The sequence below is a fragment of the Raineyella sp. LH-20 genome, from assembly GCF_033110965.1.
Lineage (GTDB): Bacteria > Actinomycetota > Actinomycetes > Propionibacteriales > Propionibacteriaceae > Raineyella.
The window spans coordinates 3,584,508-3,606,902 of sequence record NZ_CP137003.1 but is presented as its reverse complement, the minus strand read 5'-3'; the positions used below and the strand labels follow the sequence as shown (position 1 = coordinate 3,606,902).

Annotated in this window: 23 protein-coding genes and 2 tRNA genes; 14 read left to right on the top strand and 11 right to left on the bottom strand. The window is 70.6% G+C overall.

The features are described from left to right. The first annotated feature begins 2 nt into the window (after nucleotides 1–2). From R0146_RS16035 to R0146_RS16025, 3 genes are read left to right on the top strand one after another with little or no spacing between them, the layout of a single operon-like run. On the top strand, nucleotides 3–1,742 hold the full coding sequence (locus tag R0146_RS16035; RefSeq protein WP_317690799.1) for a nickel-dependent hydrogenase large subunit: 1,740 nt from the start codon (nucleotides 3–5) through the stop codon (nucleotides 1,740–1,742). Next, nucleotides 1,739–2,971, top strand: coding sequence for a Ni/Fe-hydrogenase, b-type cytochrome subunit (gene cybH / locus R0146_RS16030; protein WP_317690798.1), 1,233 nt, complete (start codon nucleotides 1,739–1,741; stop codon nucleotides 2,969–2,971). The genes R0146_RS16035 and cybH overlap by 4 nt, the downstream gene beginning before the upstream one ends. Continuing rightward, on the top strand, nucleotides 2,968–3,717 hold the full coding sequence (locus tag R0146_RS16025; protein WP_317690797.1) for a hydrogenase maturation protease: 750 nt from the start codon (nucleotides 2,968–2,970) through the stop codon (nucleotides 3,715–3,717). The genes cybH and R0146_RS16025 overlap by 4 nt, the downstream gene beginning before the upstream one ends. Before the next feature lie 55 nt (nucleotides 3,718–3,772). Here R0146_RS16025 and R0146_RS16020 read toward each other — a convergent pair whose 3' ends face one another. Beyond that, nucleotides 3,773–4,141, bottom strand: a complete 369-nt coding sequence (locus tag R0146_RS16020; RefSeq protein WP_317690796.1) for a hydrogenase maturation nickel metallochaperone HypA/HybF — start codon at nucleotides 4,139–4,141, stop codon at nucleotides 3,773–3,775. Nucleotides 4,142–4,179: 38 nt separating this feature from the next. Between R0146_RS16020 and R0146_RS16015 the strand changes: the two genes are divergently transcribed. Continuing rightward, complete coding sequence (locus tag R0146_RS16015) at nucleotides 4,180–5,667, top strand: nickel-dependent hydrogenase large subunit (RefSeq protein ID WP_317690795.1); 1,488 nt, start codon at nucleotides 4,180–4,182, stop codon at nucleotides 5,665–5,667. A 7-nt stretch (nucleotides 5,668–5,674) separates the two neighbouring features. Further along, nucleotides 5,675–5,911, top strand: coding sequence for a HypC/HybG/HupF family hydrogenase formation chaperone (locus R0146_RS16010; protein ID WP_317690794.1), 237 nt, complete (start codon nucleotides 5,675–5,677; stop codon nucleotides 5,909–5,911). A gap of 176 nt (nucleotides 5,912–6,087) precedes the next feature. Here the strand turns inward: R0146_RS16010 and R0146_RS16005 are convergent, their stop codons facing one another. Next, entirely contained in the window at nucleotides 6,088–7,089 is a 1,002-nt protein-coding gene (locus R0146_RS16005; protein ID WP_317690793.1) for a patatin-like phospholipase family protein, read from the bottom strand. A gap of 71 nt (nucleotides 7,090–7,160) precedes the next feature. Between R0146_RS16005 and R0146_RS16000 the strand changes: the two genes are divergently transcribed. From R0146_RS16000 to aqpZ, 4 genes are all read left to right on the top strand, one after another. Then, entirely contained in the window at nucleotides 7,161–8,714 is a 1,554-nt protein-coding gene (locus R0146_RS16000) for a molybdopterin-dependent oxidoreductase (RefSeq protein ID WP_317690792.1), read from the top strand. Nucleotides 8,715–8,923: 209 nt separating this feature from the next. Next, on the top strand, nucleotides 8,924–10,099 hold the full coding sequence (locus R0146_RS15995; protein ID WP_317690791.1) for an EamA family transporter: 1,176 nt from the start codon (nucleotides 8,924–8,926) through the stop codon (nucleotides 10,097–10,099). Nucleotides 10,100–10,134: 35 nt separating this feature from the next. Further along, nucleotides 10,135–10,917 carry a PIG-L deacetylase family protein gene (locus R0146_RS15990; protein WP_317690790.1) on the top strand — a complete coding sequence of 261 codons (783 nt, stop codon included), beginning with the start codon at nucleotides 10,135–10,137 and terminating at the stop codon, nucleotides 10,915–10,917. 135 nt (nucleotides 10,918–11,052) lie between these two features. Further along, on the top strand, nucleotides 11,053–11,805 hold the full coding sequence (gene aqpZ / locus R0146_RS15985) for an aquaporin Z (RefSeq protein ID WP_317690789.1): 753 nt from the start codon (nucleotides 11,053–11,055) through the stop codon (nucleotides 11,803–11,805). A gap of 559 nt (nucleotides 11,806–12,364) precedes the next feature. Here aqpZ and R0146_RS15980 read toward each other — a convergent pair. Together R0146_RS15980 and R0146_RS15975 are read right to left on the bottom strand one after the other, a co-directional pair. Beyond that, a tRNA-Leu gene (locus R0146_RS15980) sits at nucleotides 12,365–12,446 on the bottom strand. 287 nt (nucleotides 12,447–12,733) lie between these two features. Beyond that, the gene (locus R0146_RS15975) at nucleotides 12,734–13,216 is read right to left on the bottom strand and encodes a peroxiredoxin (protein WP_317690788.1); all 483 of its coding nucleotides are present in this window, start codon (nucleotides 13,214–13,216) and stop codon (nucleotides 12,734–12,736) included. Nucleotides 13,217–13,366: 150 nt separating this feature from the next. On the opposite strand from R0146_RS15975, the gene R0146_RS15970 reads away from it, so the two are divergent. Further along, a complete protein-coding gene (locus R0146_RS15970; RefSeq protein ID WP_317690787.1) occupies nucleotides 13,367–14,641 on the top strand; it encodes an MFS transporter in 1,275 nt (424 codons plus the stop codon). 161 nt (nucleotides 14,642–14,802) lie between these two features. On the opposite strand, the gene R0146_RS15965 is transcribed toward R0146_RS15970, so the two are convergent. The 3 genes from R0146_RS15965 to R0146_RS15955 are packed head-to-tail and all read right to left on the bottom strand — an operon-like array spanning nucleotide 14,803 to nucleotide 18,169. Then, the gene (locus tag R0146_RS15965) at nucleotides 14,803–15,645 is read right to left on the bottom strand and encodes an alpha/beta fold hydrolase (protein WP_317690785.1); all 843 of its coding nucleotides are present in this window, start codon (nucleotides 15,643–15,645) and stop codon (nucleotides 14,803–14,805) included. Next, nucleotides 15,645–16,586, bottom strand: coding sequence for a VOC family protein (locus R0146_RS15960; protein ID WP_317690784.1), 942 nt, complete (start codon nucleotides 16,584–16,586; stop codon nucleotides 15,645–15,647). Before R0146_RS15960 ends, R0146_RS15965 begins: the two co-directional genes overlap by 1 nt. Nucleotides 16,587–16,615: 29 nt before the next feature. Further along, entirely contained in the window at nucleotides 16,616–18,169 is a 1,554-nt protein-coding gene (locus R0146_RS15955; protein ID WP_317690783.1) for an FAD-dependent monooxygenase, read from the bottom strand. 153 nt (nucleotides 18,170–18,322) lie between these two features. Between R0146_RS15955 and R0146_RS15950 the strand changes: the two genes are divergently transcribed. The 4 genes from R0146_RS15950 (at nucleotide 18,323) to R0146_RS15935 (ending at nucleotide 20,100) form a co-directional block, all read left to right on the top strand. Next, on the top strand, nucleotides 18,323–18,964 hold the full coding sequence (locus R0146_RS15950) for a TetR/AcrR family transcriptional regulator (protein WP_317690782.1): 642 nt from the start codon (nucleotides 18,323–18,325) through the stop codon (nucleotides 18,962–18,964). A 225-nt stretch (nucleotides 18,965–19,189) separates the two neighbouring features. Next, nucleotides 19,190–19,582 carry a DUF3618 domain-containing protein gene (locus tag R0146_RS15945; RefSeq protein WP_317690781.1) on the top strand — a complete coding sequence of 131 codons (393 nt, stop codon included), beginning with the start codon at nucleotides 19,190–19,192 and terminating at the stop codon, nucleotides 19,580–19,582. A gap of 28 nt (nucleotides 19,583–19,610) precedes the next feature. Then, nucleotides 19,611–19,955 carry a GroES family chaperonin gene (locus R0146_RS15940; RefSeq protein WP_317692440.1) on the top strand — a complete coding sequence of 115 codons (345 nt, stop codon included), beginning with the start codon at nucleotides 19,611–19,613 and terminating at the stop codon, nucleotides 19,953–19,955. Nucleotides 19,956–20,024: 69 nt separating this feature from the next. After that, nucleotides 20,025–20,100, top strand: a tRNA-Lys gene (locus tag R0146_RS15935). On the opposite strand, the gene R0146_RS15930 is transcribed toward R0146_RS15935, so the two are convergent. The 4 genes from R0146_RS15930 to R0146_RS15915 form a co-directional block, all read right to left on the bottom strand. Next, nucleotides 20,079–20,282, bottom strand: a complete 204-nt coding sequence (locus tag R0146_RS15930; protein WP_317690780.1) for a hypothetical protein — start codon at nucleotides 20,280–20,282, stop codon at nucleotides 20,079–20,081. The genes R0146_RS15935 and R0146_RS15930 overlap by 22 nt on opposite strands. A gap of 59 nt (nucleotides 20,283–20,341) precedes the next feature. After that, on the bottom strand, nucleotides 20,342–20,983 hold the full coding sequence (locus R0146_RS15925; RefSeq protein ID WP_317690779.1) for a vitamin K epoxide reductase family protein: 642 nt from the start codon (nucleotides 20,981–20,983) through the stop codon (nucleotides 20,342–20,344). Beyond that, on the bottom strand, nucleotides 20,976–21,752 hold the full coding sequence (locus R0146_RS15920) for a DsbA family protein (protein ID WP_317690777.1): 777 nt from the start codon (nucleotides 21,750–21,752) through the stop codon (nucleotides 20,976–20,978). The genes R0146_RS15925 and R0146_RS15920 overlap by 8 nt, the downstream gene beginning before the upstream one ends. A gap of 153 nt (nucleotides 21,753–21,905) precedes the next feature. Then, nucleotides 21,906–22,220 carry a hypothetical protein gene (locus R0146_RS15915; protein WP_317690776.1) on the bottom strand — a complete coding sequence of 105 codons (315 nt, stop codon included), beginning with the start codon at nucleotides 22,218–22,220 and terminating at the stop codon, nucleotides 21,906–21,908. Nucleotides 22,221–22,395: the final 175 nt, after the last annotated feature.

Genomic DNA, 22,395 nt, shown 5'->3' with positions numbered 1-22,395 from the left:
CGATGGCACAGCGAGTCGTGATCGATCCCCTCACTCGGATCGAGGGGCACCTGCGGATCGAGTTGGAGACCGGCAGCAAGAAGATCGAGAAGGCGTGGAGCGAGACCACCCAGTTCCGGGGCATCGAAACCATCATCGCCGGCCGTGACCCGCGGGATGCTTGGGCTTTCGCCCAGCGCATCTGCGGGGTGTGCACCTCGGTGCACGCCGTCGCCTCGATCGTCGCCGTGGAGAATGCGATCGGGTCGAACCCTCCGGAGCAGGCGCGGCTGATCCGTGACATGGTGATGGCCTCGCAGAACATCCAGGACCACGTCATCCACTTCTACCACCTGCACGCCCTCGACTGGGTCAACGTCCCCTCCGCCGCGACCGCCGATCCGCAGAAGGCGGTCGACTTCGCCAAGGCGATCGGGTCCACCTGGAAGGGCAACACCCTCGCCCGGATGACCGAGGTGCGTGACACGGTCAAGGGCATCCTCGCCTCCGGTCAGCTGAGCATCTTCACCGGCGGCTACTGGGACCACCCCGATTACCGGCTGCCACCGGAAGCCAACCTGATGGCGGTGGCGCACTACCTGGACGCCCTGGAGTTCCAGCGGTCGATGATCCGCATCGCCACCGTCTTCGGCGGCAAGAACCCGCACCCGAACTTCCTCGTCGGCGGCATGGCCTGCACGATCGATCCGAGCCACTCGGAGTCGATCAACGAGGTGCAGCTGGACCAGATCAAGCAGTGGATCGCCGAGTCCAGCGAGTTTGTGTCGGCCTGTTACGTCCCCGACGCGATGGCCATCATGGGCGTCTACAAGGACTACTTCGACATCGGTGCCGCCCAGCCCAACTACCTCGCCGTGGGCATGGCCGGAGCCACGTACGCCGGTGACCCCGCCTCCTCGCGTCTCACCTCGCCGTACAACGAGGTCAAGCCGGGCGCGATCTATGACGGCGATCTCGGCACCGTCCACCCGTTCGACCCGACGAAGATCGCCGAGTGGGTGAGTTCGGCCTGGTACACGTACGAGGAGGGCGACATCGGTCTCACCCCGGACAAGGGCGAGACCTCACCGCACTACACCGGCCCCAAGCCGCCGTACGAGTGGCTGGCCGACGGCAAGGAGTACACCTGGAGCAAGGCCCCGCGCTACGACGGCCGGGTGGTCCAGGTCGGGCCGGTGGCACGCGTGATCCTGGGGTACGCGCAGGGTCACCCGGCCACGAAGAAGCTTGTCGACGACGCCTGCAAGAAGCTGGGGATCCGTGTCGCACAACTCAACTCGACCGCCGGACGTACCCTCGCCCGTGCCCTGGAGTGCGCGCTGATCGCCGACATCCTGTCGCAGAACACCTTCCCGACGTTCGTGAAGAACATCGTCGGCGGCGACATCGACGTCTTCGACGCCTCCCGTTGGGAACCCTCGTCCTGGCCGGGCCAGTCCTCGGGCTTCTCCTTGGTCGAGGTGCCGCGCGGGTTCCTCAGCCACTGGGTGACCATCGAGAAGGGCAAGGTGGCGCGCTACCAGGCCGTGGTGCCGACCACCTGGCTCGGCGGCGGGCGCGACGCCGACGGCAAGCAGGGACCGTACGAGGAGTCGCTGGCAGGCAACGGCAAGCACCCGCTGGTCGATCCCGCCCAGCCGTTGGAGCCGCTGCGCACCATCCACTCCTTCGACCCGTGCATGTCCTGCGCCGTGCACGTGCTGGATCCCGACGGATCCGACCTGGCCGTGGTGGCGTCATGAGCATCACCGAGTCCTCCTCGGCGCCGGCTGCGGGCGCCCCGCGGATCTGGGTGGGGTCGGCGTTCAGCCTGGGCCATCTCAGTGAGGCCCGGGTACAGGCCCTGGCCGCATTGTCCCCGGCCGGCAGCACCGACCCGGTGGAACGGGCACTCCGCCGGTCGATGCGCTCGGAACACCCCGGCATCACACTGCCCGTGCCGGACCCGGCCGACGTCGATCCGGCGCGCACCGACCGGCGGTTCAGCCTCACCCGGGTGCGGGAGTTCCCGATCAGCGCCGATCGCACCGCCGACCTGATGGTGATGCGTGGCCGGCTCCCCGACGTGTTGGAGCAGGTCGGCAACGGCTTCGAGGACAAGTCCGTGGCGCGGCGCAATGCGGCGATGGCACGACGGCGTGGCTGCCGGGCCCTCGCCGTGGCGATCGCGCCGGTGGCGCCGGACGGGACCGTCGGGGCGTACCGTCTCGAAGGGTTCGTCACCGTACGCCCCGACGCGGACGGCTCGGGCAGTGGCGACATGGCCGCCCAGCCCGGCAGCTGGGTGCGGGTGAACCTGTGGACCGGCACCTTGCGGATGCAGCACTGGATCAACGTCGCGATGGTGTTCATCCTGAGCTGCACCGGCTACCTGATCATGGACCCGTTCTTCGGCCCGACGGCGGACGCCGGGGAGCCGACCGGGTTCCTGATGGGGTGGATCCGCTTCATCCACTTCACCGCGGCGTTCATCTGGCTGGTGGTCGGCGCGACCCGTGTGGTGCTGGCCTCCACCTCCCGTGATCCGTACCTGCGCTGGTCGGCGTTCTGGCCGCTCAAGCGCAAGGAAGACGTCCACAACCTGGGGCGCGTCGTCCAGCACTACGCACTGATCAAGGAGGAGTCGCCGCTCTACCTGGGCCACAACCCGCTGCAGCAGCTCACCTACACGGCGGTCTATATCGCCTGCGCGGTGCAGATGGCGACCGGTCTGACGCTCTTCGGGCTCTACCACCAGAGCAACCCGCTGTGGCGGCTGGCGTCGATGCCGGTGCACTGGTTCGGCATCCCCGGGGTGCGGCTGTTCCACACGGCCGTGATGTTCCTGCTGTGGGTGTTCGTGATCATCCACGTCTACCTGGCTGTCCGCGCTGACTCGCTGGAACGCCACGGTGGCGTTTCCGCGATGATCAACGGCGGCGTGTGGCTGCGCCGCGGTGCCAAGCCGGTCGACGCGCCGGAGATCGAGTGACCGGGAGCAGTCGGCACCGGACCGGGGACGCGGGGGCTGAGGTCACCCCCGCGGCCCCGGTCGCGGCCGCGTCCCCCCTCGGGGCACGGATCACGGTGCTCGGTGTCGGCAATCCGATCATGGGCGACGACGGGGTGGGCCTCGCCCTCCTCGACGCCGTACGACAGGCCCGCGAAGGTGACGTACGTGGCGGTGACGTCCGCGAAGATGACGTACGTGGCGGTGATGTCCGCGAAGATGACGTACGTGGCGGCGGCCGATCGGACGACCCGGACGACCCGTACGGGCGGGTCGACGGTCGACGTCTCGGTGTGTCGCGCGAGGAATGGCTCGGCGGCCGACTCCAGGACGACACCGACGGTCAGGTCGACTTCATCGATGGTGGCACCGGTGGGATGGAACTGCTGCCTGTGGTGCAGGAATCCGACCTGCTGCTGGTGCTCGACGCCGTGGCAGGGCCCGTCCCGGGCACGGTGGTGCACCTCACCGGTGACCAGGTGCCGCGGATGCTGTCCACCAAGCTGTCGCCCCACCAGGTGGGCCTGCTCGATGTCTTCGCAGCAGCGCGGATGCTCGGGACGGAGCCGGCGATGGTCGAGGTGATCGGCATCGTCCCGGAGCTGGTCGACCTGCGGCTGGGCCTCAGTGCCGCAGTGGCGGAGGCGGTTCCGGAGGCCGCCGGGCTGGCGGCCGGGATCCTGGACCAGTGGCTGTCGACCCCGTCCAGGGCCTGCCCCGGTGCCTGACCGGATGATCCGCCCACCGGTCCGTCGCCGAGCCGCGGAGGGTCGCGCCGCGGCTCTACCGGCCGGCACTCTCCTCGCCGGTGTCGAGATCCGCCCAGGTCACCTCGAACTCGCGGCCGTGGGAGAGCGTGCCGGTCGGCGTGCCGCAGACCGGGCAGGTCAACGCGAAGTACTCGTCGATCGGCTGGTCGCCGGCGCAGCTGGGGCACCACACGGTCGCGGGCACCACCTCCACCTCGAGCCGGGCGCCCTCCATGAGGGTGTCGGCCACGGCGATCGGCCAGGCGCCGTACAGTGCCTCCGGGATCGCGCCGCTCAGTGTGCCCACCCGCAGCCCCACGGCCTGTACGCCGGTCGCCCCGGCACGCTCGGCGGCGACGGTCACCGCATCGGTGACGGAGCGGAGAAGTCCCAGTTCGTGCACCGCCCCATCGTTGCACCGATCAGGAAGGAACATCGGCGATGACCCAGCGCTGGGTGCTCGACGAGATCGTCGATCCCTTCGGGGCGAAGGTCGTGGTGGACCGCGCCCCCGACGGGACGGTGCGGGAGGCGAGGTTCGACCTCGCCGGGCTGCCGCGCGTCGACCCGCTGCTCACCGGTCACCTGGCGGCCGAGGTGCCGTCCTTGGTCGAACGGCTGTGCGGGGTCTGCCCGGCGGCCCACCACCTGGCCGGGATCAGGGCGCTCGAGTCGCTGGCCGGCGGGGTGGAGCTGCCCGTGGCCGCCGTTCTCTCCCGCCAGCTGCTGCACCATGCCTCGGCGATCTCCACCCATGCCGTCCGGGCGGTCACGACGAACCGGGACGACGCGATGACCCTGCGCCGCCTCGCCAAGCAGGTGATGACCGCCGTCGGGTCGCCCGGTCACTTCCCGGCCACCGCGGTGCCGGGTGGCGTGGCCACACCGATCGACGCCGAGGCGCGCGACCGCTGCCGCGCCTTGGTGCCCGACGCGCTGGCGGCGGCGACCAGGATCGCGGACCGTACGCTGCCTCTCGCCGGCCCGGTCGACGACTTCCCCGGTGCCGACGTCGCACTGGCCGACGAGGACGGCCGGCCCGACCTGCTCGGCAGCCGGCTGCGTGCGGTCGCCGCCGACGGCCGGGTGATCATCGACGCCGCCCCGGTGGGGGAGTGGGACGGGCTGGTCGCCGAGTCGATGCCCGGGGACTCTGCGCCGCGTCCCTACCTGATCGCCGTGGGGCCCGAACACGGCCAGTATCGCGTCGGTCCGGTCGCCCAGCTGCGCATCGGCCGCCTGACCACTCCGCGGGCGGCGGCGCTGCAGGACGAGTGGTCGCGTCGCGGCGGACACGCGGCCGGCGCCCGTACGGTCATCACGGTGCATTCGGTGGAGGTCATCGCCGCGATCCTGGACCGCCCCGAACTGCTCGACGGCCGGATCCTGGTCGAGCCTGCGGCCCACAGCGGCGCCGGCGCGGGCGTCGGCATCGGCTGGGTGGACGGTCCTCGCGGCCTGCTGGTGCACCGCTACCGGACGGTCGACGACGGTCGGGTCGGCGCCGCGACCGTGCTGACCCCCACGGCGCAGAACGAGTACTGGCTGGCGTTGCTGCTGCGCCGGGCGGTCGCCGCGGACCGCGACGCGCCGGGACCCGACGACGTGCCGGGACACGCCGCGGACCGCGGGGACACGGGGCCCGGCGAGCAGGGACACGGCGACCCGGCCGGGCCGTACGGCCCCCCGATGGCGGCGCGACGGCTGGTCGACCTGGAGGACGCCATCCGCGAGGCCGACCCCTGCCTGCCGTGCTCGTCCGCCCCGGCCGGCGCGATGGGACTGGTCGTCGAAGAGAGGGCGTCCGGAGCACCGGGCGCACCCTCGGCGGTGTCCCCGCGGTCGGGCGACCCCTCGGCGGTCCCCACCGGCCCCGACCGGCCTTCCGCCCCGGCCGGTCAAGTATCCGACCCCTCAGGAGGGCAGTAACGTGTGCGTGTCCGTACCGTCCAGGATCATCCGGATCACGCCGGGCGTGCTGCCGATGGCCGACGTCCGGGTCGCCGACCGGGAGATCACCTGTTGCCTGGCGTACGTCCCGGAGGCACAGGTGGGCGATTTCGTGCTGGTGCAGAACGGCTTCGCCATCGACCTGCTCGACCCCGAGTCGGCCGCCCAGTCGTTGGCGGCTTTCGCCGAACTCGGGGTGATTGACGATCCTGACACGGTCTAGCCGGAACCCCTGACACGGTCTGGCCGGAGCCGTACGCGGGTCTGGCCGAAGCCGCCCGCGCCCGGCAGGGTCCGCCGGGTCCGGTGCCGGCCTCGGTCAGCTGCGGTGCCCCTCGGTCAGCTGCGGTGCCCCTCGGTCAGCTGCGGTGCCCCTCGGTCAGCTGCGGTGCCCCTCGGTCAGCTGCGGTGCTTCGCGACGTACGCCGCGAAGTCCCAGCCCGGATGATCGGACGTGCCGTCGAGGAACTGCTCGGCCGCCGCCCGGCCGTTCCGGTAGAGCATGTCCCGGTCCGCCTCGGACAGGTCGAACTGGGTGGTCCGGACCTTGCCGGTGTCGATGAAGATCGTCCGGTCGATGATGCCGTCCGCGTCGATGTGCATCCGGTCGTAGAACCCCATCATCGTTCGCAGCAGCGCCAGGCCGAAGCTGAGTGTCCCCTTGACCGGGTTGACGTCGCCCTGGGCGGCGTCGGGCCGGGAACCGAGCATGATCCCGATCGTCGGCCACCGCGGGGCGACCCCCGGCGGTGCGTCGAACACGTCGACCGGGAAGTTCGACAGCATCCCACCATCCACGAACCAGGTCCGGCGCCCGCCCGGGGCCGTCCACCGCACCGGGCGGTAGAAGAACGGGATCGACATCGAGGTCCGTACGGCGTCGGCGATCGACTCCCCGGACGGCACCCGGCCGAAGTCGGGATAGTCCCACGGGAGATAGCGCAGCCGACCGGCGCTGATGTCGGAGGTGGCGACGATCAGCCGGAACTGCCGTTCGGGGGGCAGCGGATGGTGCTCCGGATCCGGGTCCTGGTAGGCGAGGTCGGCGAAGGTGCCGGTCCGGCCGTACCTGCCGTAGGTGGTGAGCTGGTCGGTGAGCCACCGGCGCAGGTAGTCCCCGCGGTAGATCCCGTTGCGGGTGACGAGGTCGATGACCTTGCCGAGGAGGGTGTTGTCCCACCACTGGCCGTCCTGGAACCGGAGGTAGTCGGCGGCCTTGAGGATGTCCACCATGGTCGTCGCCGGGATGCCCGCCGCGACCAGCGAGGCGGCGATCGCCCCGGCCGAGGTGCCGGCCACCCGATGGAAGGTGTAGCCGCGTTCCTCCAGCACTTCCACGGCGCCGATCAGGGCGATGCCCTTGACACCGCCGCCCTGCATGACCAGATCTGCCTCGGGCATCTCATCCCCCTCAGACGCACCACCGTACGCTTCTTATTGTGGCGCAAATCACACGAAAGTATCCTGTGGGCATGGATCGGGTCGCCGCGCTCGTCGGCGTGACCTCCGCCGGACTCGGCATCGCCGCGGGCCATCTGGTCGCGGCGCTGACGTCCCCCGCGGCCTCCCCGCTGGTCGCCCTCGGTGGCGCGGTCATCGATCTCACCCCGACGGCGGCGCGGGAATTCGCGATCCGTACGTTCGGTTCGGCCGACAAGGTGATGCTCACCGTGGTGATCGCGCTGGTCGCCGCGGCCCTGACGGGGGCGGCGGGGGTGCTCGGGCGGCGCTCCCTCGGACCGGCGCTCGCCCTGGTCGGCGCGCTGGGGGCGGTGCTGATCCTCGCCGCAGTGACCCGGCCCGGCGCCCAGCCTTCCTTCGCGATCCCCGGCCTGGTGACCGCGCTGGTCGGCGGAGTGGCCCTCGTGGTGCAACTGCGGTGGGCGTACGGTCCGCGGCGGTCAACACCGGCGGTCCGCGTCGCCGCAACGGGCCCGGAGCGCAGCACGCCGCGCCCGCTGACCATCGACCGCCGCACCTTGTTCCTCGAATCGGCCGGCGTGGTGGCGGCCGCCGGGGCGCTGGGCTGGGCAGGGTCCCGGCTCGCCGCGGGGCGCGGCGCCGGCGGGCCGCTCCCGGCGGCGACGCTGCCGCCGGTGGCTTCGCCGCCGCCGGCCGTGCCGGCCGGTCTGGAGACCACCGTGCCCGGGGTGACCCCGCTGGTGACCGCCGTCGGCGATTTCTACCGGGTGGACACCGCGCTGTCGATCCCGCGGCCCGACCCGGCGACCTGGCGACTGACCATCGGCGGCCGGGTCGCTCACCCGTACACCCTCACTTTGGCGGACCTGCTCGCGATGCCACTGGTCGAGCGGGACATCACCCTGACCTGCGTCTCCAATCCGGTCGGTGGCCCCTACTGCGGCAGTACCCGGTGGACCGGCGTCCTGGTCGCCGACCTGCTCCGGCGCGCCGACCCGGAGCCCGGCGCCGACATGGTGCTGAGCCGGTCGGTCGACGGCTTCACCGCGTCGACGCCGCTGGCGGTGCTGCTGGACGGCCGGGACGCGATGATCGCCCTCGGCATGGACGGCCGCCCCCTCACCGCCACCCACGGCGCACCCGCCCGGCTGCTCACCCCCGGCCTCTACGGCTACGTCGGGGCGACCAAGTGGCTCTCCGACCTCAGGGTGACGACGTTCGCCGCAGACACCGCCTACTGGACGGCCCGCGGCTGGGCTCCGCAGGCTCCGGTGAAGACCGCCGCCCGGATCGACACCCCGACCGGCACCGTCCCCGCCGGGCCGGTGCCGATCGCCGGCGTCGCCTGGGCCACCCATCGGGGGATCGGGCGGATCGAGGTGCAGGTCGACGACGGTCCCTGGCAGCCCGCCATGCTCGGCCCGGATGTCGGGCTGGATTACTGGCGCCAGTGGCACCTGACCTGGCAGGCCGCGCCCGGCCGGCACACCCTGAGGGCCCGAGCGTACGACGCGGCCGGTCAGGTGCAGACCGCCGACGTGGCGGACGTCCTGCCCGATGGTGCCACCGGCTATCCGGTGGTCGAGGTGACCGTCCGCGGGTGAGCTTCGGGAGTCGGCCGCCCAGGGGAGTCTCCTGGCCGGACGCCCGGGCCTCAGCCCCTGCTGCTGCCCGATCTGCTCGGCGAGTTCGGACTGGTCGTACGACGCGACCGGCGGGCGTGATCCGCTCGGGTGTCGGCGGCCGGCCGAGACACCGCCCCGCTTCGGTGGCGGCGGCCTGCCCGCTGTGTGAGACGTGAAAGGATCGGTCGGTGAGCGTCCTCGCCGGTTCCCGTCGTACCCGAGCCAATCTTCTTCTGCTGCTGGCCGCGGCCATCTGGGGATTCGCGTTCGTGGCGCAGGTGGCGGGTGCCCAGGTCGGCGCTTTCACCTTCAACTCCTCACGGTTCCTGCTCGGCGCCCTGTCGTTGTTGCCGGTGATCGCCTGGCTCGATCATCACCACGCTCTCACGCGGGCCGAGCGGCGACGTCGCTGGAGAGCCGTCGTACGACCGGGTCTGTTGATCGGGGTGCTGCTCTTCGTCGGCTCGTCCCTGCAGCAGATCGCGCTGCAGTACACCACGGCCGGTAGCGCGGCGTTCGTCACCGGGCTGTACGTGGTGACCGTGCCGTTGGCCGGCCTGGTGCTCGGACACCGGATCCGCGGCAGCATCTGGGCTGGCGCGGGCCTCGCGGTGGTCGGTCTCTACCTGCTGACGATGATCGGTGGACCGGGTGCCATCAACACCGGCGACCTGCTGTGCCTGATCAGCACGGTCTTCTGGACCGGACACATCCTCGCGGTGAGTCGGTTCTCCCGGCGGCTGGATCCGTTGCGGCTGTCGGTCGCGCAGTTCGTCGCCAACAGCCTGTACGCCGCCGTGGCCGCGATGCTCGTCGAGGACGCCCCGTTCGCCGGGCTGCCCACGGTGATCGGGCCGATCGCGTACGCAGGACTGGTCTCGGTGGGTGTCGCCTACACCCTGCAGGTGGTCGGGCAACGCGACGCGCTGCCGTCGCACGCGGCGCTGATCATGAGCCTGGAGACGGTGTTCGGTGCGCTCGGCGGCGCGCTCTTCCTGGGCGAGCGGATGGCACCGACCGGTTACCTCGGGGCGGCGCTGATGCTCGCCGGGATCATCGTCTCCCAGTTGCCGGCCAAGGGCCTTCGGTCGACAGACCGTCCTGCGCCGACGCCAGGCGCTGCGTCGACACGTGTTGGGGCGACACCTGCTGGGGCGACACGTGCTCGGGCGACACAGGCTGGGGCGACTCGCGCTGTTGCGACTCGCGCTGGGGCGACACGGGCTGTTGCGACTCGCGGTGCGGCGATCCCTGCTGAGGTGACACGTGCCGAGTCGATCCGTGCCGAGGCGACTCGCGCCGAGTCGGCCTGCCCCGAGGCGGTGACGTCCGGAGCCGCCGAGACCCATCCCGGTGTGAGGTAGGTCACTTTTCGGGGTGGCGGTGGCATCCTGGTGCCATGACCGGCACGTTCGCGGTCGTGGTGGCCCATCCCGATGATGACGCCCTGACCTGGGCGGGCACCGTGGCGAAACACGCCCGAGAAGACGGCTTCCGTTTCGTCCTCGTCCAGGCCACCGACGGCGAAGCGGGCCACATCCGGGACGATTTCCCGGCGACCCGGGAGTCACTGGGCGTGATCCGGCGGCACGAGTGCGTCGCCGCGTGGCGCGCCGTCGGTCGTCCGCCGGATCGTCTCGAATGGCTCGGCCTTCCGGACGGCCGACTGGCCGAGATCCCTCACGCCGACCTCGTCGACCGGGTCGCCGCTGTCCTCGCGTCCGAGACGCCCGAGGTGGTCGCGACCTTCGGACCGGACGGCGTCACCGGTCATCCGGACCACATCGCGGTCGGGGCCGCTGTCGACGCCGCCTTCGCCCGTCTCCGGGCCGACGGCTGCCCGGGTCTTCGACGTCTCCTGCACCATGTCCTGCCGCAGAGCGAGTTCGACCGCTGGCAGCAGCGCCGGCGTGCCCTGGACCTGCCGCCGTTCGACCCGACGAGTCTCTACCACTGGCGCGGCGTGCCCGACGACGAGATCGGCCTGACGGTCGACTGTCGGACGGTGGTCGACCGGGTGATGGCCGGGATCGAGCAACACCACAGCCAGCTCCACGTGTTGGCCGGATCGCCCGCCGACATCGGTCAGTTGCGACCGATCGTCGCCCACGAATGGGCCACCGTGGTCTGGCCGCCGCCCGTCCCTGGCGTGATGCTGTGCGACATCTTCGACGGCTGCTGATTCGCTGTGACAACGCCGATTCTCGTCGGCCGTGGCGCTGACGAGCCCGGATCGCGAACCTTCCGCTCCCTAGGGTGAGGCCAAGCCCGCCTTCCCGGCGCGGCAGAAGGGAGAATCACCATGCACAACCCAACGATGAGCAAGCGCCTGTGGGCGGAATTCCTGGGCACGTTCTGGCTGGTCCTCGGTGGCTGCGGGTCGGCCGTGCTCGCTGCCAAGGTGCTCGCGCCGGAAGGCGTCAACATGGGCATCGGCTTCGTCGGCGTCGCCCTGGCGTTCGGCCTCACGGTGCTCACCGGGGCGTACGCCCTGGGGCACATCTCCGGCGGTCACTTCAACCCGGCCGTCACCCTCGGCTGCGCTCTCGCCCGGCGGGTCGAGTGGGCCGCGGTCGTGCCGTACTGGCTGGCCCAGCTGGTGGGTGCCACCGTGGCCGGCGGCGTCCTCTTCGTCATCGCCTCGGGCCGGGACGGATTCGACGCGGTCCAGTCGGGCTTCGCCACCAACGGCTACGGTGCGCTGTCGCCGAACGGGTACGGTTTGGCCGCGGCTGCTGTCACCGAGGTCGTGCTGACCGCGGTGTTCTTGTGGGTGATCCTCGGCGTCACGTCCGCGAAGGCTCCCAAAGGATTCGCCCCGCTGGCGATCGGCCTGACGCTGACGCTGATCCACCTGATCTCGATCCCGGTCACCAACACGTCGGTCAACCCCGCCCGCTCGCTGGGCGTGGCCTGGTTCGGGGGTGCCGGCCCGCTGTCCCAGGTGTGGCTGTTCATCGTCGCCCCGCTGGTCGGCGCGGCGATCGCCGGTCTCACGTACGGTGCCCTGACGGGTGACAAGGGCGAGACGTCCGCCGAGGAGGAGGCCAGGGTCGGCGCGCAGGGCTGACCCGGCCGCGCCCAGCTCCGGCTGGACCGCGAAGTTGGCCAGGGTCGGCGCGCAGGGGCGCCCCCGCCGGGTGGCCCGGACGACCTGCGGCCTCGCGGGGGAGCCGATGGTCGGCGGGAGGCCGTACGCCCGCGTCGGTCGGGTCATCGGGTCAGGCGCCCGGAGCCGCCTCGGCGCCGTTCGAGGTCCCCGATGGTTTTCGTGGGGCTGATGGTTTTCGTGGGGCTGATGGTTTTCGTGGGGCTGATGGTTTTCGTGGGGCCGATGGTTTTCGTGGGGCCGATGGTTCTTGCGGGGCCGATGGTTCTTGGGGGGCCGGTGATTAACCGGAGGTTGATGGTTCCCCGGAGGTCGATGGCTCTTCGGAGGTCGACGATTCTCGCGGAGGTCGACGATTCTCGCGGAGGCCGACGATTCTCGCGGAGCCCGACGTTGGTCGGTTCCCCCGACCGTATTCCCCCGTATTCGGTCGGTGTTGCCGCGGAGCGTCGGCGAGCCTGAGAGTGGTCGGGGAGCCTGAGAATGGTCGGTGTTTCACGCCGAGTAGACGGCCGGCGAGTGCCGGAGAAGGGACTCGAACCCTCACGCCTTGCGGCACAGGAACCTAAATCCTGCGTGTCTGCCAGTTCCACCACTCCGGCCGGAGCACTGACCATTGTGCCTGAGCTCGGCGTCTGCCCTCGCCCGCGCGCCAGCGGTGAACCGGCCGGATCCGCCGTCCGGCCGGTTCACCGCGAGGCTTGTCGGGATCCGCGGCTTGTCGGGATCGTCCGGTCCGTCGGGGCCGCTGGGATCGTCCGGTCCGTCGGGGCCGCTGGGATCGTCCGGTCCGTCGGGGCCGCTGGGATCGTCCGGTCCGTCGGGGCCGCTGGGATCGTCCGGTCCGTCGGGGCCGCTGGGATCGTCCGGCCCGTCGGGACCGCTGCGATCAGACGGTGAGGTCCTTCAGCAGCCGCTCGACATGCCCCTTGGCCCGTACGTTGTATTTGGCATCCGCAATGGTGCCCACCCCGTCGTCGTCGACATCGACGGTGAAGGTGGAGCGGATGATGCCCATCAGCGCCCGGCCGTAGTTGATCTTCTCGCCGTACGCTGCGTACGCCGCCGCGGTTGTGCGGTCCGGGTCGGAGAGCAGGGTGACCGTGAGCGACTCCTTGTCGCGGAACTTCGCCAGCCGCTCCGGCTTGTCCGGCGAGATGCCCAGCACGGCGGCGACGCCGGCGGTCTCCAGATCGGGGCGGAGGGCGGTGAAGTCGCAGGCCTCGGTCGTACAGCCCGGGGTCATCGCGGCCGGGTAGAAGTAGACGATGACCCGCCGGCCGGCGAAGTCACTGAGTGACACCTCGACACCGTCAGCGTCGAGCAGAGTGAACGCCGGGGCGGTGGCGCCGGTCTCCAGCTTGTTGTCCATGACGACCACCCTAATGGGGTCACCAGGATGCGGGTACGGCGTGTGCAGGTACACCACGATGCGGGTAGGTAGCGAGCGGTGTGCCCGACACCACCCGAAATGAGACGCGCATCACATCGTCCTGCGCGGCAGGCGGTAACATGACCCGCGATGAGCGGCACACTTGAAACCAGTGGAGCGGTGCTCCGTCGAATCGCCCCCTCCGCCCTGATTCCAGCGCTGGTGTACGAGATCGGCAACGGCGCGCTCGCCCCGGTCCTGGCGCTGGTGGCCCTGGACCAGGGTGCGTCCGCGAGCATGGCCGGTGTCATTCTGTCGGCCCTCGGCATCGGCCGCATCGTCGGTGACGTGCCGGCGGCGTGGCTGGCCAACCGGGTCGGCGACCGACGGGCGATGCTGATCGCCACGGCCGCGACGGCCGTCGCGCTGGTGCTCTCCTGGTCGGTGCCGTCACTGTGGGCCCTCGCCGCCGGCCAGCTGCTCATCGGTCTCGGCAGCGCGGTCTTCTACCTCGCCCGGCAGACGTACGTTTCCGAGGTGGTCGCCGTCCACCTGCGCGCCCGCGCCCTGTCCACCCTCGCCGGGTCCCACCGCGTGGGGCTCTTCATCGGCCCGTTCATCGGGGCCGCGGCCATCGCGATCTGGGGGCTGCGTGCCGCGTTCGGAGTCGCGATCGGGGCGACCCTCGTCACCGGCATTCTGCTCGCGGTGGTGCCGGACGAAGACAAGGCCAACGACCGCCCGCCGGCCCATCGTGGGGGATCGACGACCCTGGCGATGTTCGGGCAGCACCGCCGACTGTTCCTCACGCTGGGCCTGGCGGCGTTCGCCGTCGGCGCGGTGCGGGCCGCACGACAGACCGTGCTGCCGCTGTGGGCCGATCACATCGGCCTGTCGGCCACGGCGACGAGCCTGATCTTCGGGGTGGCCAACGCGGTGGACATGTCGCTCTTCTACCCGTCGGGCCACGTGATGGACCGACTCGGTCGGCTGTGGGTGGGCATCCCGTCGATGATCCTGCTCGGAGCGGGCATGATGGTCCTCCCACTGACCCACCACGTGGTCACCCTGGGCATCGCCGCAGTGGTGATGAGTCTCGGCAACGGCATCGGGTCGGGGATCATCATGACGCTCGGCGCCGATGTCGCGCCGCCGGACAACCGGACGACCTTCCTGTCCATCTGGCGGTTGATCAGCGACACCGGCAACGCCGTGGGACCGCTGCTGCCCGCTGCCGGCGTGGCGGTCGCCACCCTCGGGATCGGCATCTCGGCGACCGGCCTGATCGGACTCGGCGCGGCCGGAGCGATGGCCCGCTGGGTGCCCCGCTATTCGCCGTACGCGACGGCGGCGATGGCGCGCGAACATCGCCGCCGCGAGGCAGCCCGGATCGAACGCGCCGAGCAGGAACCCGAGGGAACCTGACCGGGCCGGCGTCCGACCGGACCCCGACCGTGCCGAGGCCCGACGGACCCTGGCCGGACCCCGACCGTGCCGAGGCCCGACGGACCCTGGCCGGACCCCGACCGTGCCGAGGCCCGACGGACCCTGGCCGGGCGCCGACGGAAGCACCCGGCCAGGACCGCTCAGTGGTGGGTGACGAACTCGATCACCTGGCGGTTGAACTCGGCGGCATGCTCCAGCTGGGCCCAGTGACCGCAACGGTTGATGATGTGCGCCCGCGAGTCCGGGATGTTCGCCGCGAGGAACAGGGTCGACTCGAAGGAGACCACCCGATCATCGCGACCGTGGATCAGCAGCGCCGGCGCCGTGATCGAGGCCAGCGTGCGGAGATCGGCCCAGATCGGGATCGGCGCCTTGGGCGCGACCCGCGCGATGTTGGCCAGGTGCTGCGGATGGCCCAGTGCGGCGGCCGAGCGCTGTTCGCACAGCTCCGGCGTGGCGAACCGCGCCCGGTCGTACACCATGATCTCGACGAGCCGCTTCATCGCCTCGGGGCTGGCGTCGGAGTAGCCCTGGTACATGATCGTCAGACCCTCCGACGGTCCGCCGCCGGCGCCGAAGAGGAACGGCCCCATCTGGATCGGCGCGCCCATGGTGATCAGGTGCGAGACCCGTTCCGGTCGTTCGATCGCCATCCGTAGTGAGGTGTGGCCGCCCATCGAGTTGCCGACGAAGGCGGCCTGCTCGATGCCGAGGGCATCGAGGAGTTCACAGACCGCGTCGATCGGGTCGTACGCCAGGAAGTCGACCTCGTCGGAGTCACCCCAGCCGGGCAGATCGGGGGCGATCACCCGGAAGTGCCGCGACAGCGCCTCGATGTTCGGCGAGTAGTTGCTCCACCCGGTGGCGCCGGGGCCGCCGCCGTGCAGCAGCACGACAGGGTGACCGGTGCCGGCCTCGTTGTAGTGGATCCGCCAGTGGGGGGTCTGGACGTCCTTGGCGATGTCGGATTCGAGCAGGGTCATCACTGGCTCACTTCCTGGGGCTCGGTGGGGGAGAGGGTGCGGCTGAGCAGATCCTGGACGACCTCCGGGGGGCGGTGGCCCCAGGAGTGCAGCCGGTCGAGGGTCTGCACCTGCCAGGTGTCGTCGTCGATCAACAGGCCGCCCCAGCCGTACTCGACGGCGAAACCGGACGGCGTACGGACGTAGAAGCTGAACATGTTGTCGTTGGGGTGCATGCCGAGCGTCATCTCGAACGGCTGGTGGGCGTCCAGGCACCGGTCGTACGCGAGGCCGACGTCGCGGATGTCGGTGACCTCCAGCATGAAGTGGTGGGTCTTCTTCGGGTGCGGCATGTCACCCAGCGCGAGGGTGTGGTGGCGCGGGTTGCAGTGCAGGAAGATCAGGTCGGCGACGATGCCGGGAGCGAGCTCCTCAACGATCCGGTCGCTGATCGTGAAGCCGAGCAGGTCCTGGTAGAAGGCCAGATAGTCCGCGCGGGAGACGCCCTTGGACAACAGCACGTGGTGGCCCGCGCCGCCGGCGCCGGTGACGAAACCGCCGAGCAGGACGTCGGAACGGAACGGCGTCTCGGCATCGGCGAAGCCGGTGACCAGCTCGACCCGGTTGCCCATCGGATCGGCGGTGATCGCGATCCGCTCGACCTGGCGGGCAGCGGCCAGGGCGGCATCGCCTTCGGTGACGGCGAGCCCGGCGGCCCGCACCCGGTCGATGATGTCGCCGAGGGCGGCGTCGCTCTCGACCTGATAGCCCGATGCGATCAGATCATCGGCGGGACCCTGCTGGACCAGCCAGCGGTAGGCCTTCTCATCGGTGCGCAGCCGCAGCTCGTCGGCGTCCCGGTCGGCCACCTGCATGCCGAGCAAGTCGGCACCGAAGTGCTCCCAGTCAGCCAGATCGCCGGCCTCGTAGACGACGTACGCGAGTTCCTTGACTCCGGTCATGATGTCTCTCCTTCGAGCCGATCGGGCGATCAGAGGGCCGGGACGGCGAGGCCGCTGGTGTCGGCCGCGGCGACGAACTTGTCGGGCCGTACGGCGACGGCGCGCACGCCGTAGCGCTCGAACCAGGCCAGCAGCACACCCTGCAGGTCGACCAGCTCGTCCGGCCCCTCGGTGTAGGCGTCCCGTGGACGGACGGCGAGGTAGCGGGCGCCCAGGGCATCCCACTCCGCCTTCTCGGCCGGGGTGAGCAGCGTCGCCGGGTCGACATCGGCGCCGAGCAGGACGAAGTCGTCGCCGAGCAGCTCGTCGGCGCGGCCCATCCGGCCCACGGTGTCACCGACGGTCGGCTGCGGCAGCATCCGGCCAATGATGCTCGCGTCACCGAGCGGGCCGCGCAGCCACCCGCCGGCCAGCACCGGGGGAGCGATCAGCGGCGGCTCGAACGGGGTGACGGTGCCCTCCGGCACCGTGTTCATCGCCGCGATCTCCTCGGCGCCGGCCTCCTGCTTGATCACCCGGCCCAGACCGACGGCGAGGTCGGTGAAGAACGCCACGTTCGGGCGACGTTCGGCCTCGTACGTGTCGAGCCACTCCTCACCCAGCTCGCCACGCAGCACGCGGGCCAGCTTCCAGCCCAGGTTGTGGCCGTCACGCATGCCGGACTGCATGCCCGCGCCCGCCCACGGCGGCATCAGGTGGCCGGCGTCGCCGGCGAGGAAGACCCGGCCCTTGCGCCAGGTCTCGGCGGCCCGTACGTGGTGGCGGTAGAACGCGTGCTGGAGGATCTGGACGTCCTGGTGGGTCTTGCCCATCGCCTCCAGCAGCGGCCACACCTCGGCGCTGGTCGGGAAGTCGGCCTCGGTCTCGTCGGGCTGCAGCGGGATCTCCCAGCGGTGGTTGCCCGCGGACAGGGCGATGTCGACGACCGGCCGATCCTTGTCGGTCCAGAAGGTGAGGAAGTCACGGTCGGGCCACCAGCGCAGCGCCTTGCAGTCGATGACGATCCACAGCGTCGGGACGGTGTCACCCGTCATCGGGATGTCCAGCATCTTGCGCACCGCCGACGAGCCACCGTCGGCGGCGATGACGTAGCGCACCCGGGTGGTGCTGGCGGCGCCGGTCTCCCGGTCGCGCGAGGTGATGGTGACGCCGTCGGCGTCCTGCTCCAGGCCGATCACCTCGGTGCCGTAGCGCACCTCGAGGTTGTCGAGGGCCTCGCCGCAGCGGCGCAGCTCGGCCTCCATGGTCGGCTGATAGATGTTGTAGAACCGCGGCTTGGCGTTCCGCGTGCCGAGGGCCGACGGCGGGTGCTGCACCCGCATGACCTCCTGGCCGTCGTACGTCACCCAGCGCAGTGCGCGCTGCGGCTCGATGACCTTCTCGATCCGTTCGTCGATGCCGAGATCCTGGAAGATCCGCATCGTCCAGTCGTTGACCGTGACGGCCCGGGCCCGGCTGTAGATGTCCTTGTCGCGCTCGAACGCGACGACGCCGGCGCCCTTGGTGGCCGCCGTGAGCGCGCCGACGAGGCCGGTCGGCCCGTAGCCGATGACGGCGACGTCGTTGTCGTACCGCTGTGTCATGTGCTCCCCATCGAGGTGATGTCCGGACCAGTTTTGGACCGAACGTTCCGTTCAATAGTGACTAAGGTCACATGTGGCGACCGTCTCGTCAACCCCTGTGTTCGACGGTGTGACGCACGCCCGTGGGGCACCGGGAAGGCCTATGCTCGCCCGGTGAACAACGGACACGCCGGGAATCGGCGCGGTGAACGCTCGCGGGAGGAGATCCTCGACGCGGCCTCGCGGGTGATGGCGGCACGCGGCTACGCCGGTGCGTCGATCTCCGCGCTGGTCGCGGAGGCGGGTGTGCCGAAAAGCGCCATCTACCACCACTTCCACTCGAAGGGCGGCCTGCTCTCGGCAGTGATGGCCCGTGGCGCCCAGGGCTTCTTCGACGGGATGCGTACGGCCCACGCGGAGCCCCCCGAGGGGGGCGAGCCGCGGGACCGGCTGGCCTGGTACCTGCAGCGCACCGGAGAGGTCTTCGCCGCCAACCCGGACTTCCTGCGGCTGCACATGCTGCTGATCCTCAGCAGTGAGGCGGTCGAGGCTGAGGTGGCCGACATCATTCATGACGTCCGGGCCGAGGGCCGGGCGTACATGAACGAGATGATCCGCTCCGCCTTCGCCGCGGAGGGGCCCACCGTCGCCCGGGCCGTGGCTGATGAGCTGGACTACTTCGGCATCGCCGGCTTCGACGGCGCGTTCATCGCCTCCCAGGCCGAGTCGGATCGGTCGGTCACCTCCCAGATGAGTCGGCTGGCCGACGCGCTGGCCGCGCTCGGGGAGGCGGTGGTCGCCCGGATCCGCGGCTGATCGTCGACGGCGCCGTGGGGTCCGTGTGGCGCGGATCGGCGGGAGAGCGTCGGCAGGGGTGCCGTACGGCGGACCCGCGCCCGGTGGTGCCCGGGATCGTCTGCAGTGGTAGTGGTGGCACCCGGGCTGCAATAGGCTGTCCCCGTTCGGCCGTACGCGGTGCCGGGGCGCCCTCGCGGGCTTCTGATGCGCGTACGCACCCATCACCGACTGAGGAGTGTCACAGTGGCCACCGAGACCCGCGAGCGCCTGTACCCCCGCACCGAGTCGCAGATCAAGGCGGAGATCGCCGAGGCCCGCGCCCGGTTGGAGGCCTCCATCGAGCAGCTGGCCAAGGAAGTGCACCCGACGACCATCAAGAACCAGACGATCGACCAGGCGAAGGCCTTCGCCGATGCCCAGGTCAAGGCTGTCAAGGGTCAGTTCGTCGACGACAACGGCGTACGCATCGACCGGGTGACCATGATCGCCGGTGCGGCGGTGGGTGTCCTGGTCACCGTCGCCACGCTGCGCGGCATCGTCCGCGGCGGCCAGAAGCGCAAGGCGCTGCGGGTCGCCCGCAAGCAGGCTGCCGCGCTCACCGCCGGACCCGCCGCGACCACCGTGAAGAAGGCCTGACACGTTGCCCGACAACACGTCCGAGACCATGTCCGGGGCGGTCGGTGGAGCCGTCGAGCGCGGCCTGCCGATCCGGATGCTGCACGACCGGGTGCTGGTGTCCACCGAGGGTGAGGCGGGGGAGCGGCGCTCCGGCGGTGGCATCGTCATCCCGGCGACCGTCGCGATCGGCAAGCGGCTCAGCTGGGCGGCGGTCGTCGCCTCGGGCCCGAACGTACGCTCCGTCAAGGTCGGTGACCGGGTGCTCTACGATCCCGAGGACCGTGCCGAGGTCGAGCTCAAGGGTCGCGACTACATCCTGCTCCGGGAGCGCGACTTGCACGCGGTGAGCGCCGAGGAGGGCGATGTGGCCGCCACCGGTCTGTACCTCTGACCGGCGATGTGGACCTCTGACCGGCGATTTGGTGTGGGCCGGGTGGGCTGCTAGAGTTTCCAGTCGCCTGCACCGCTAGCTCAACTGGCAGAGCAGCTGACTCTTAATCAGCGGGTTCAGGGTTCAAGTCCCTGGCGGTGTACCAGATCCGCGCAACGACGCGGAACGATCGGCCTCGACTCCCTCGGGAGTCGAGGCCGATGTCCGTTCGGTGTCCGGCACGGCAACATCGGTGTCCGGCACCGCAGCGTCGGCCTCCGGCACCTCGGTCTCAGTGCCCGGCACCTCAGCCTCGGTGCCCGGCACCTCGGTCTCGGTGTCCGGCATGACCGGTTCGCGGGTGGGCGGCGCCGTTCCCGACGCCGCCCACGATGCTGGTCCGGGTATTACGCGACGAGTGCGGCCCCGTAGTGGACGACGATGACGATCACCAGGGCGACGAGCCACAGCCCGACGATGAGCCGGTCCAGACCCCAGCGCAGCCCGCGGAGGAGCCTTGCCTGGACGCGGGTCGGCAGGTAGAGGCTGTTGTCCAGAATGTTGAGTCTCGTCATCGAGGCGAACACCCCCGTCGTCGAGAGGGTGACCAGCAGACACCATGGGCACAGTGCCCCGATGTCGAAGACCGCTTCGAAGAACAGCCAGTAGGCGAAGAGGAAGCCGAGCAGGTACACGACCTGGGCCGCGAGCATGAAGCCGCGCGGGAACCGTACGCCGGCGAGGCCGGCCACGGCGAGGGTGATCACCACGGGCTCGGCGATCAGGCCCAGGAACGCGTTCGGGAAGCCGAAGAGGCTGGCTTGCCACGACGTCCCGACGGTGCCGCAGCTGATGGTCGCGTTGATGTTGCACGACAATGCGACGTGCGGATCGGCGGCCAGCCTGACTGCGTCGGCCGACAGCACGAACGATGCGAGAAGGCTCAGTGCAGCCGAGACCAGCATCGTGACGAACAGCACCTGCCTGCCCGGCTCCGCCCGGCGGATCTCCGCACGGGATATCGGCTCGTCGGTCCGCGTCTCACTCATGCGGGGCCGCCTGGATCGCCGCCTTGATCGTGCCGGGGGTGTACGGATCTCCGGTCCATGTGGTGCCGTTGATCCTGATCGTCGGGGTGGCGTTGATCCCGTCGGCGAAAGCCTTCGTGGTGCCGTCCTGGACCCATCCGCGGTAGGTCATTGCGGTGAAGCTCCCTGCCACTGCCGGGTCGATGCCGGCACCGACCGCGAGCTGGGCGAGCTGTTGGTCGGTCAGCCCCGGCGTGCCTTCGGCCGGCTGGTTGGCGTAGAGGGCGCTGTTGAAGGCGAGGATGTGCTGGGGGTCGGCCTTGGCCGCCGTGACGAAGGCGTTGGCCGATCTGGTGGAGTATTGCGAACCCTGCGACGAGGGATCGAGGAATGACAGCGGGTGGAGCTCCAGGCGTACGGTGCCGTCCGCGACGAGGTGGGCGACGTCATCGCCGTTGGCTCGTTCGAAGCGGCCGCAGTAGGGGCACATGAAGTCCTGGTAGACCTCGACACGGACCGGTGCGGTGGCGGAGCCGACCGTGATGACGCCGTTGTCCTGGGCCCCGGAGGAGGCTGTCGCTGCGGTCGAGCGCGACGAGATGGCCGAGCCGCCGAGCCAGACTCCCGCGAAGATCGCTGCCGCGAGGACGGCGACCAGGAGGGCGAGTCCGACCCTTCGGCGGATGGTCCGGTCACGCTCGGCCTGCGCGGCCTGTGCGGCCAGTTGCTGGCGGCGGTTCCCGGTGGGAGGGGCCGAGGAGGCGCGGTTCGATGGGGTGTTCGTGGGCATGGTTGATGCGGTCCTTCGTAAGGCTGCGAGATGGGAATCAGGGCGGTGGCAGGCAAGGCCGCGCCCTCCCGGGGTGACGCCAGGGTGCGGCGTCGACGACAGGGGATGATGATCAGCCGCGCCACTCGAACGGGGGGACGAGGTGGCGCGGGCTCACGCGTTCACGAGGAGTGCGGGAGGACCCCGGCGATGCGGGGTTCGCCCGGCGATGGTCGACCGCGAGTCGGCCGCCACGAAGCTGAAGGGCTGGGGCGGGGAGGATACGAGCGGCAGCGTCGGTTCCGGCAGGCGCAGACCCAGCCGCTTCGCGAACCAGCCGCGGACCCGGCGCCGCAACCGCAGGACAGCCAGACCCAGACCGGTGACGTTGAGCAGGGTGATGAACCCGACCACCAGGGTTCCCAGACAGATGGTCCATGCGAGAGGGCCCGACCGGATGACCGCCGACCCGAGGTCATGCAGACTCACCCCGCAGACCGGATACGTGATGCTGACCCGGACTCCGCGCCCGAAGGACCAGAGTCCTGACAGCAGGGAGCGACAAGGCGCGGGACCCCACGTCCCGGGCCCGCTCAGCCCCGCCAGCACGGTCATGGCCATCACCAGCGGAATCGGCGACGTGGCACGCGCCACGGAGTGCTTG

Excerpts from the sequence above, each read along its gene's own strand:
- R0146_RS15940 (WP_317692440.1), top strand. The coding sequence starts at position 19,611 with ATGTCCGGGGCGGTCGGTGGAGCCGTCGAGCGCGGCCTGCCGATCCGG.
- R0146_RS15965 (WP_317690785.1), bottom strand. The coding sequence starts at position 15,645 with ATGACCCTGCTCGAATCCGACATCGCCAAGGACGTCCAGACCCCCCAC.
- R0146_RS16035 (WP_317690799.1), top strand. The coding sequence starts at position 3 with ATGGCACAGCGAGTCGTGATCGATCCCCTCACTCGGATCGAGGGGCAC.
- cybH (WP_317690798.1), top strand. The coding sequence starts at position 1,739 with ATGAGCATCACCGAGTCCTCCTCGGCGCCGGCTGCGGGCGCCCCGCGG.
- R0146_RS15955 (WP_317690783.1), bottom strand. The coding sequence starts at position 18,169 with ATGACACAGCGGTACGACAACGACGTCGCCGTCATCGGCTACGGGCCG.
- R0146_RS16000 (WP_317690792.1), top strand. The coding sequence starts at position 7,161 with ATGGATCGGGTCGCCGCGCTCGTCGGCGTGACCTCCGCCGGACTCGGC.
- R0146_RS15925 (WP_317690779.1), bottom strand. The coding sequence starts at position 20,983 with ATGAGTGAGACGCGGACCGACGAGCCGATATCCCGTGCGGAGATCCGC.
- R0146_RS15930 (WP_317690780.1), bottom strand. The coding sequence starts at position 20,282 with ATGCCGGACACCGAGACCGAGGTGCCGGGCACCGAGGCTGAGGTGCCG.
- aqpZ (WP_317690789.1), top strand. The coding sequence starts at position 11,053 with ATGAGCAAGCGCCTGTGGGCGGAATTCCTGGGCACGTTCTGGCTGGTC.
- R0146_RS16005 (WP_317690793.1), bottom strand. The coding sequence starts at position 7,089 with ATGCCCGAGGCAGATCTGGTCATGCAGGGCGGCGGTGTCAAGGGCATC.
- R0146_RS16015 (WP_317690795.1), top strand. The coding sequence starts at position 4,180 with ATGACCCAGCGCTGGGTGCTCGACGAGATCGTCGATCCCTTCGGGGCG.
- R0146_RS15975 (WP_317690788.1), bottom strand. The coding sequence starts at position 13,216 with ATGGACAACAAGCTGGAGACCGGCGCCACCGCCCCGGCGTTCACTCTG.
- R0146_RS15970 (WP_317690787.1), top strand. The coding sequence starts at position 13,367 with ATGAGCGGCACACTTGAAACCAGTGGAGCGGTGCTCCGTCGAATCGCC.
- R0146_RS15960 (WP_317690784.1), bottom strand. The coding sequence starts at position 16,586 with ATGACCGGAGTCAAGGAACTCGCGTACGTCGTCTACGAGGCCGGCGAT.
- R0146_RS15990 (WP_317690790.1), top strand. The coding sequence starts at position 10,135 with ATGACCGGCACGTTCGCGGTCGTGGTGGCCCATCCCGATGATGACGCC.
- R0146_RS15920 (WP_317690777.1), bottom strand. The coding sequence starts at position 21,752 with ATGCCCACGAACACCCCATCGAACCGCGCCTCCTCGGCCCCTCCCACC.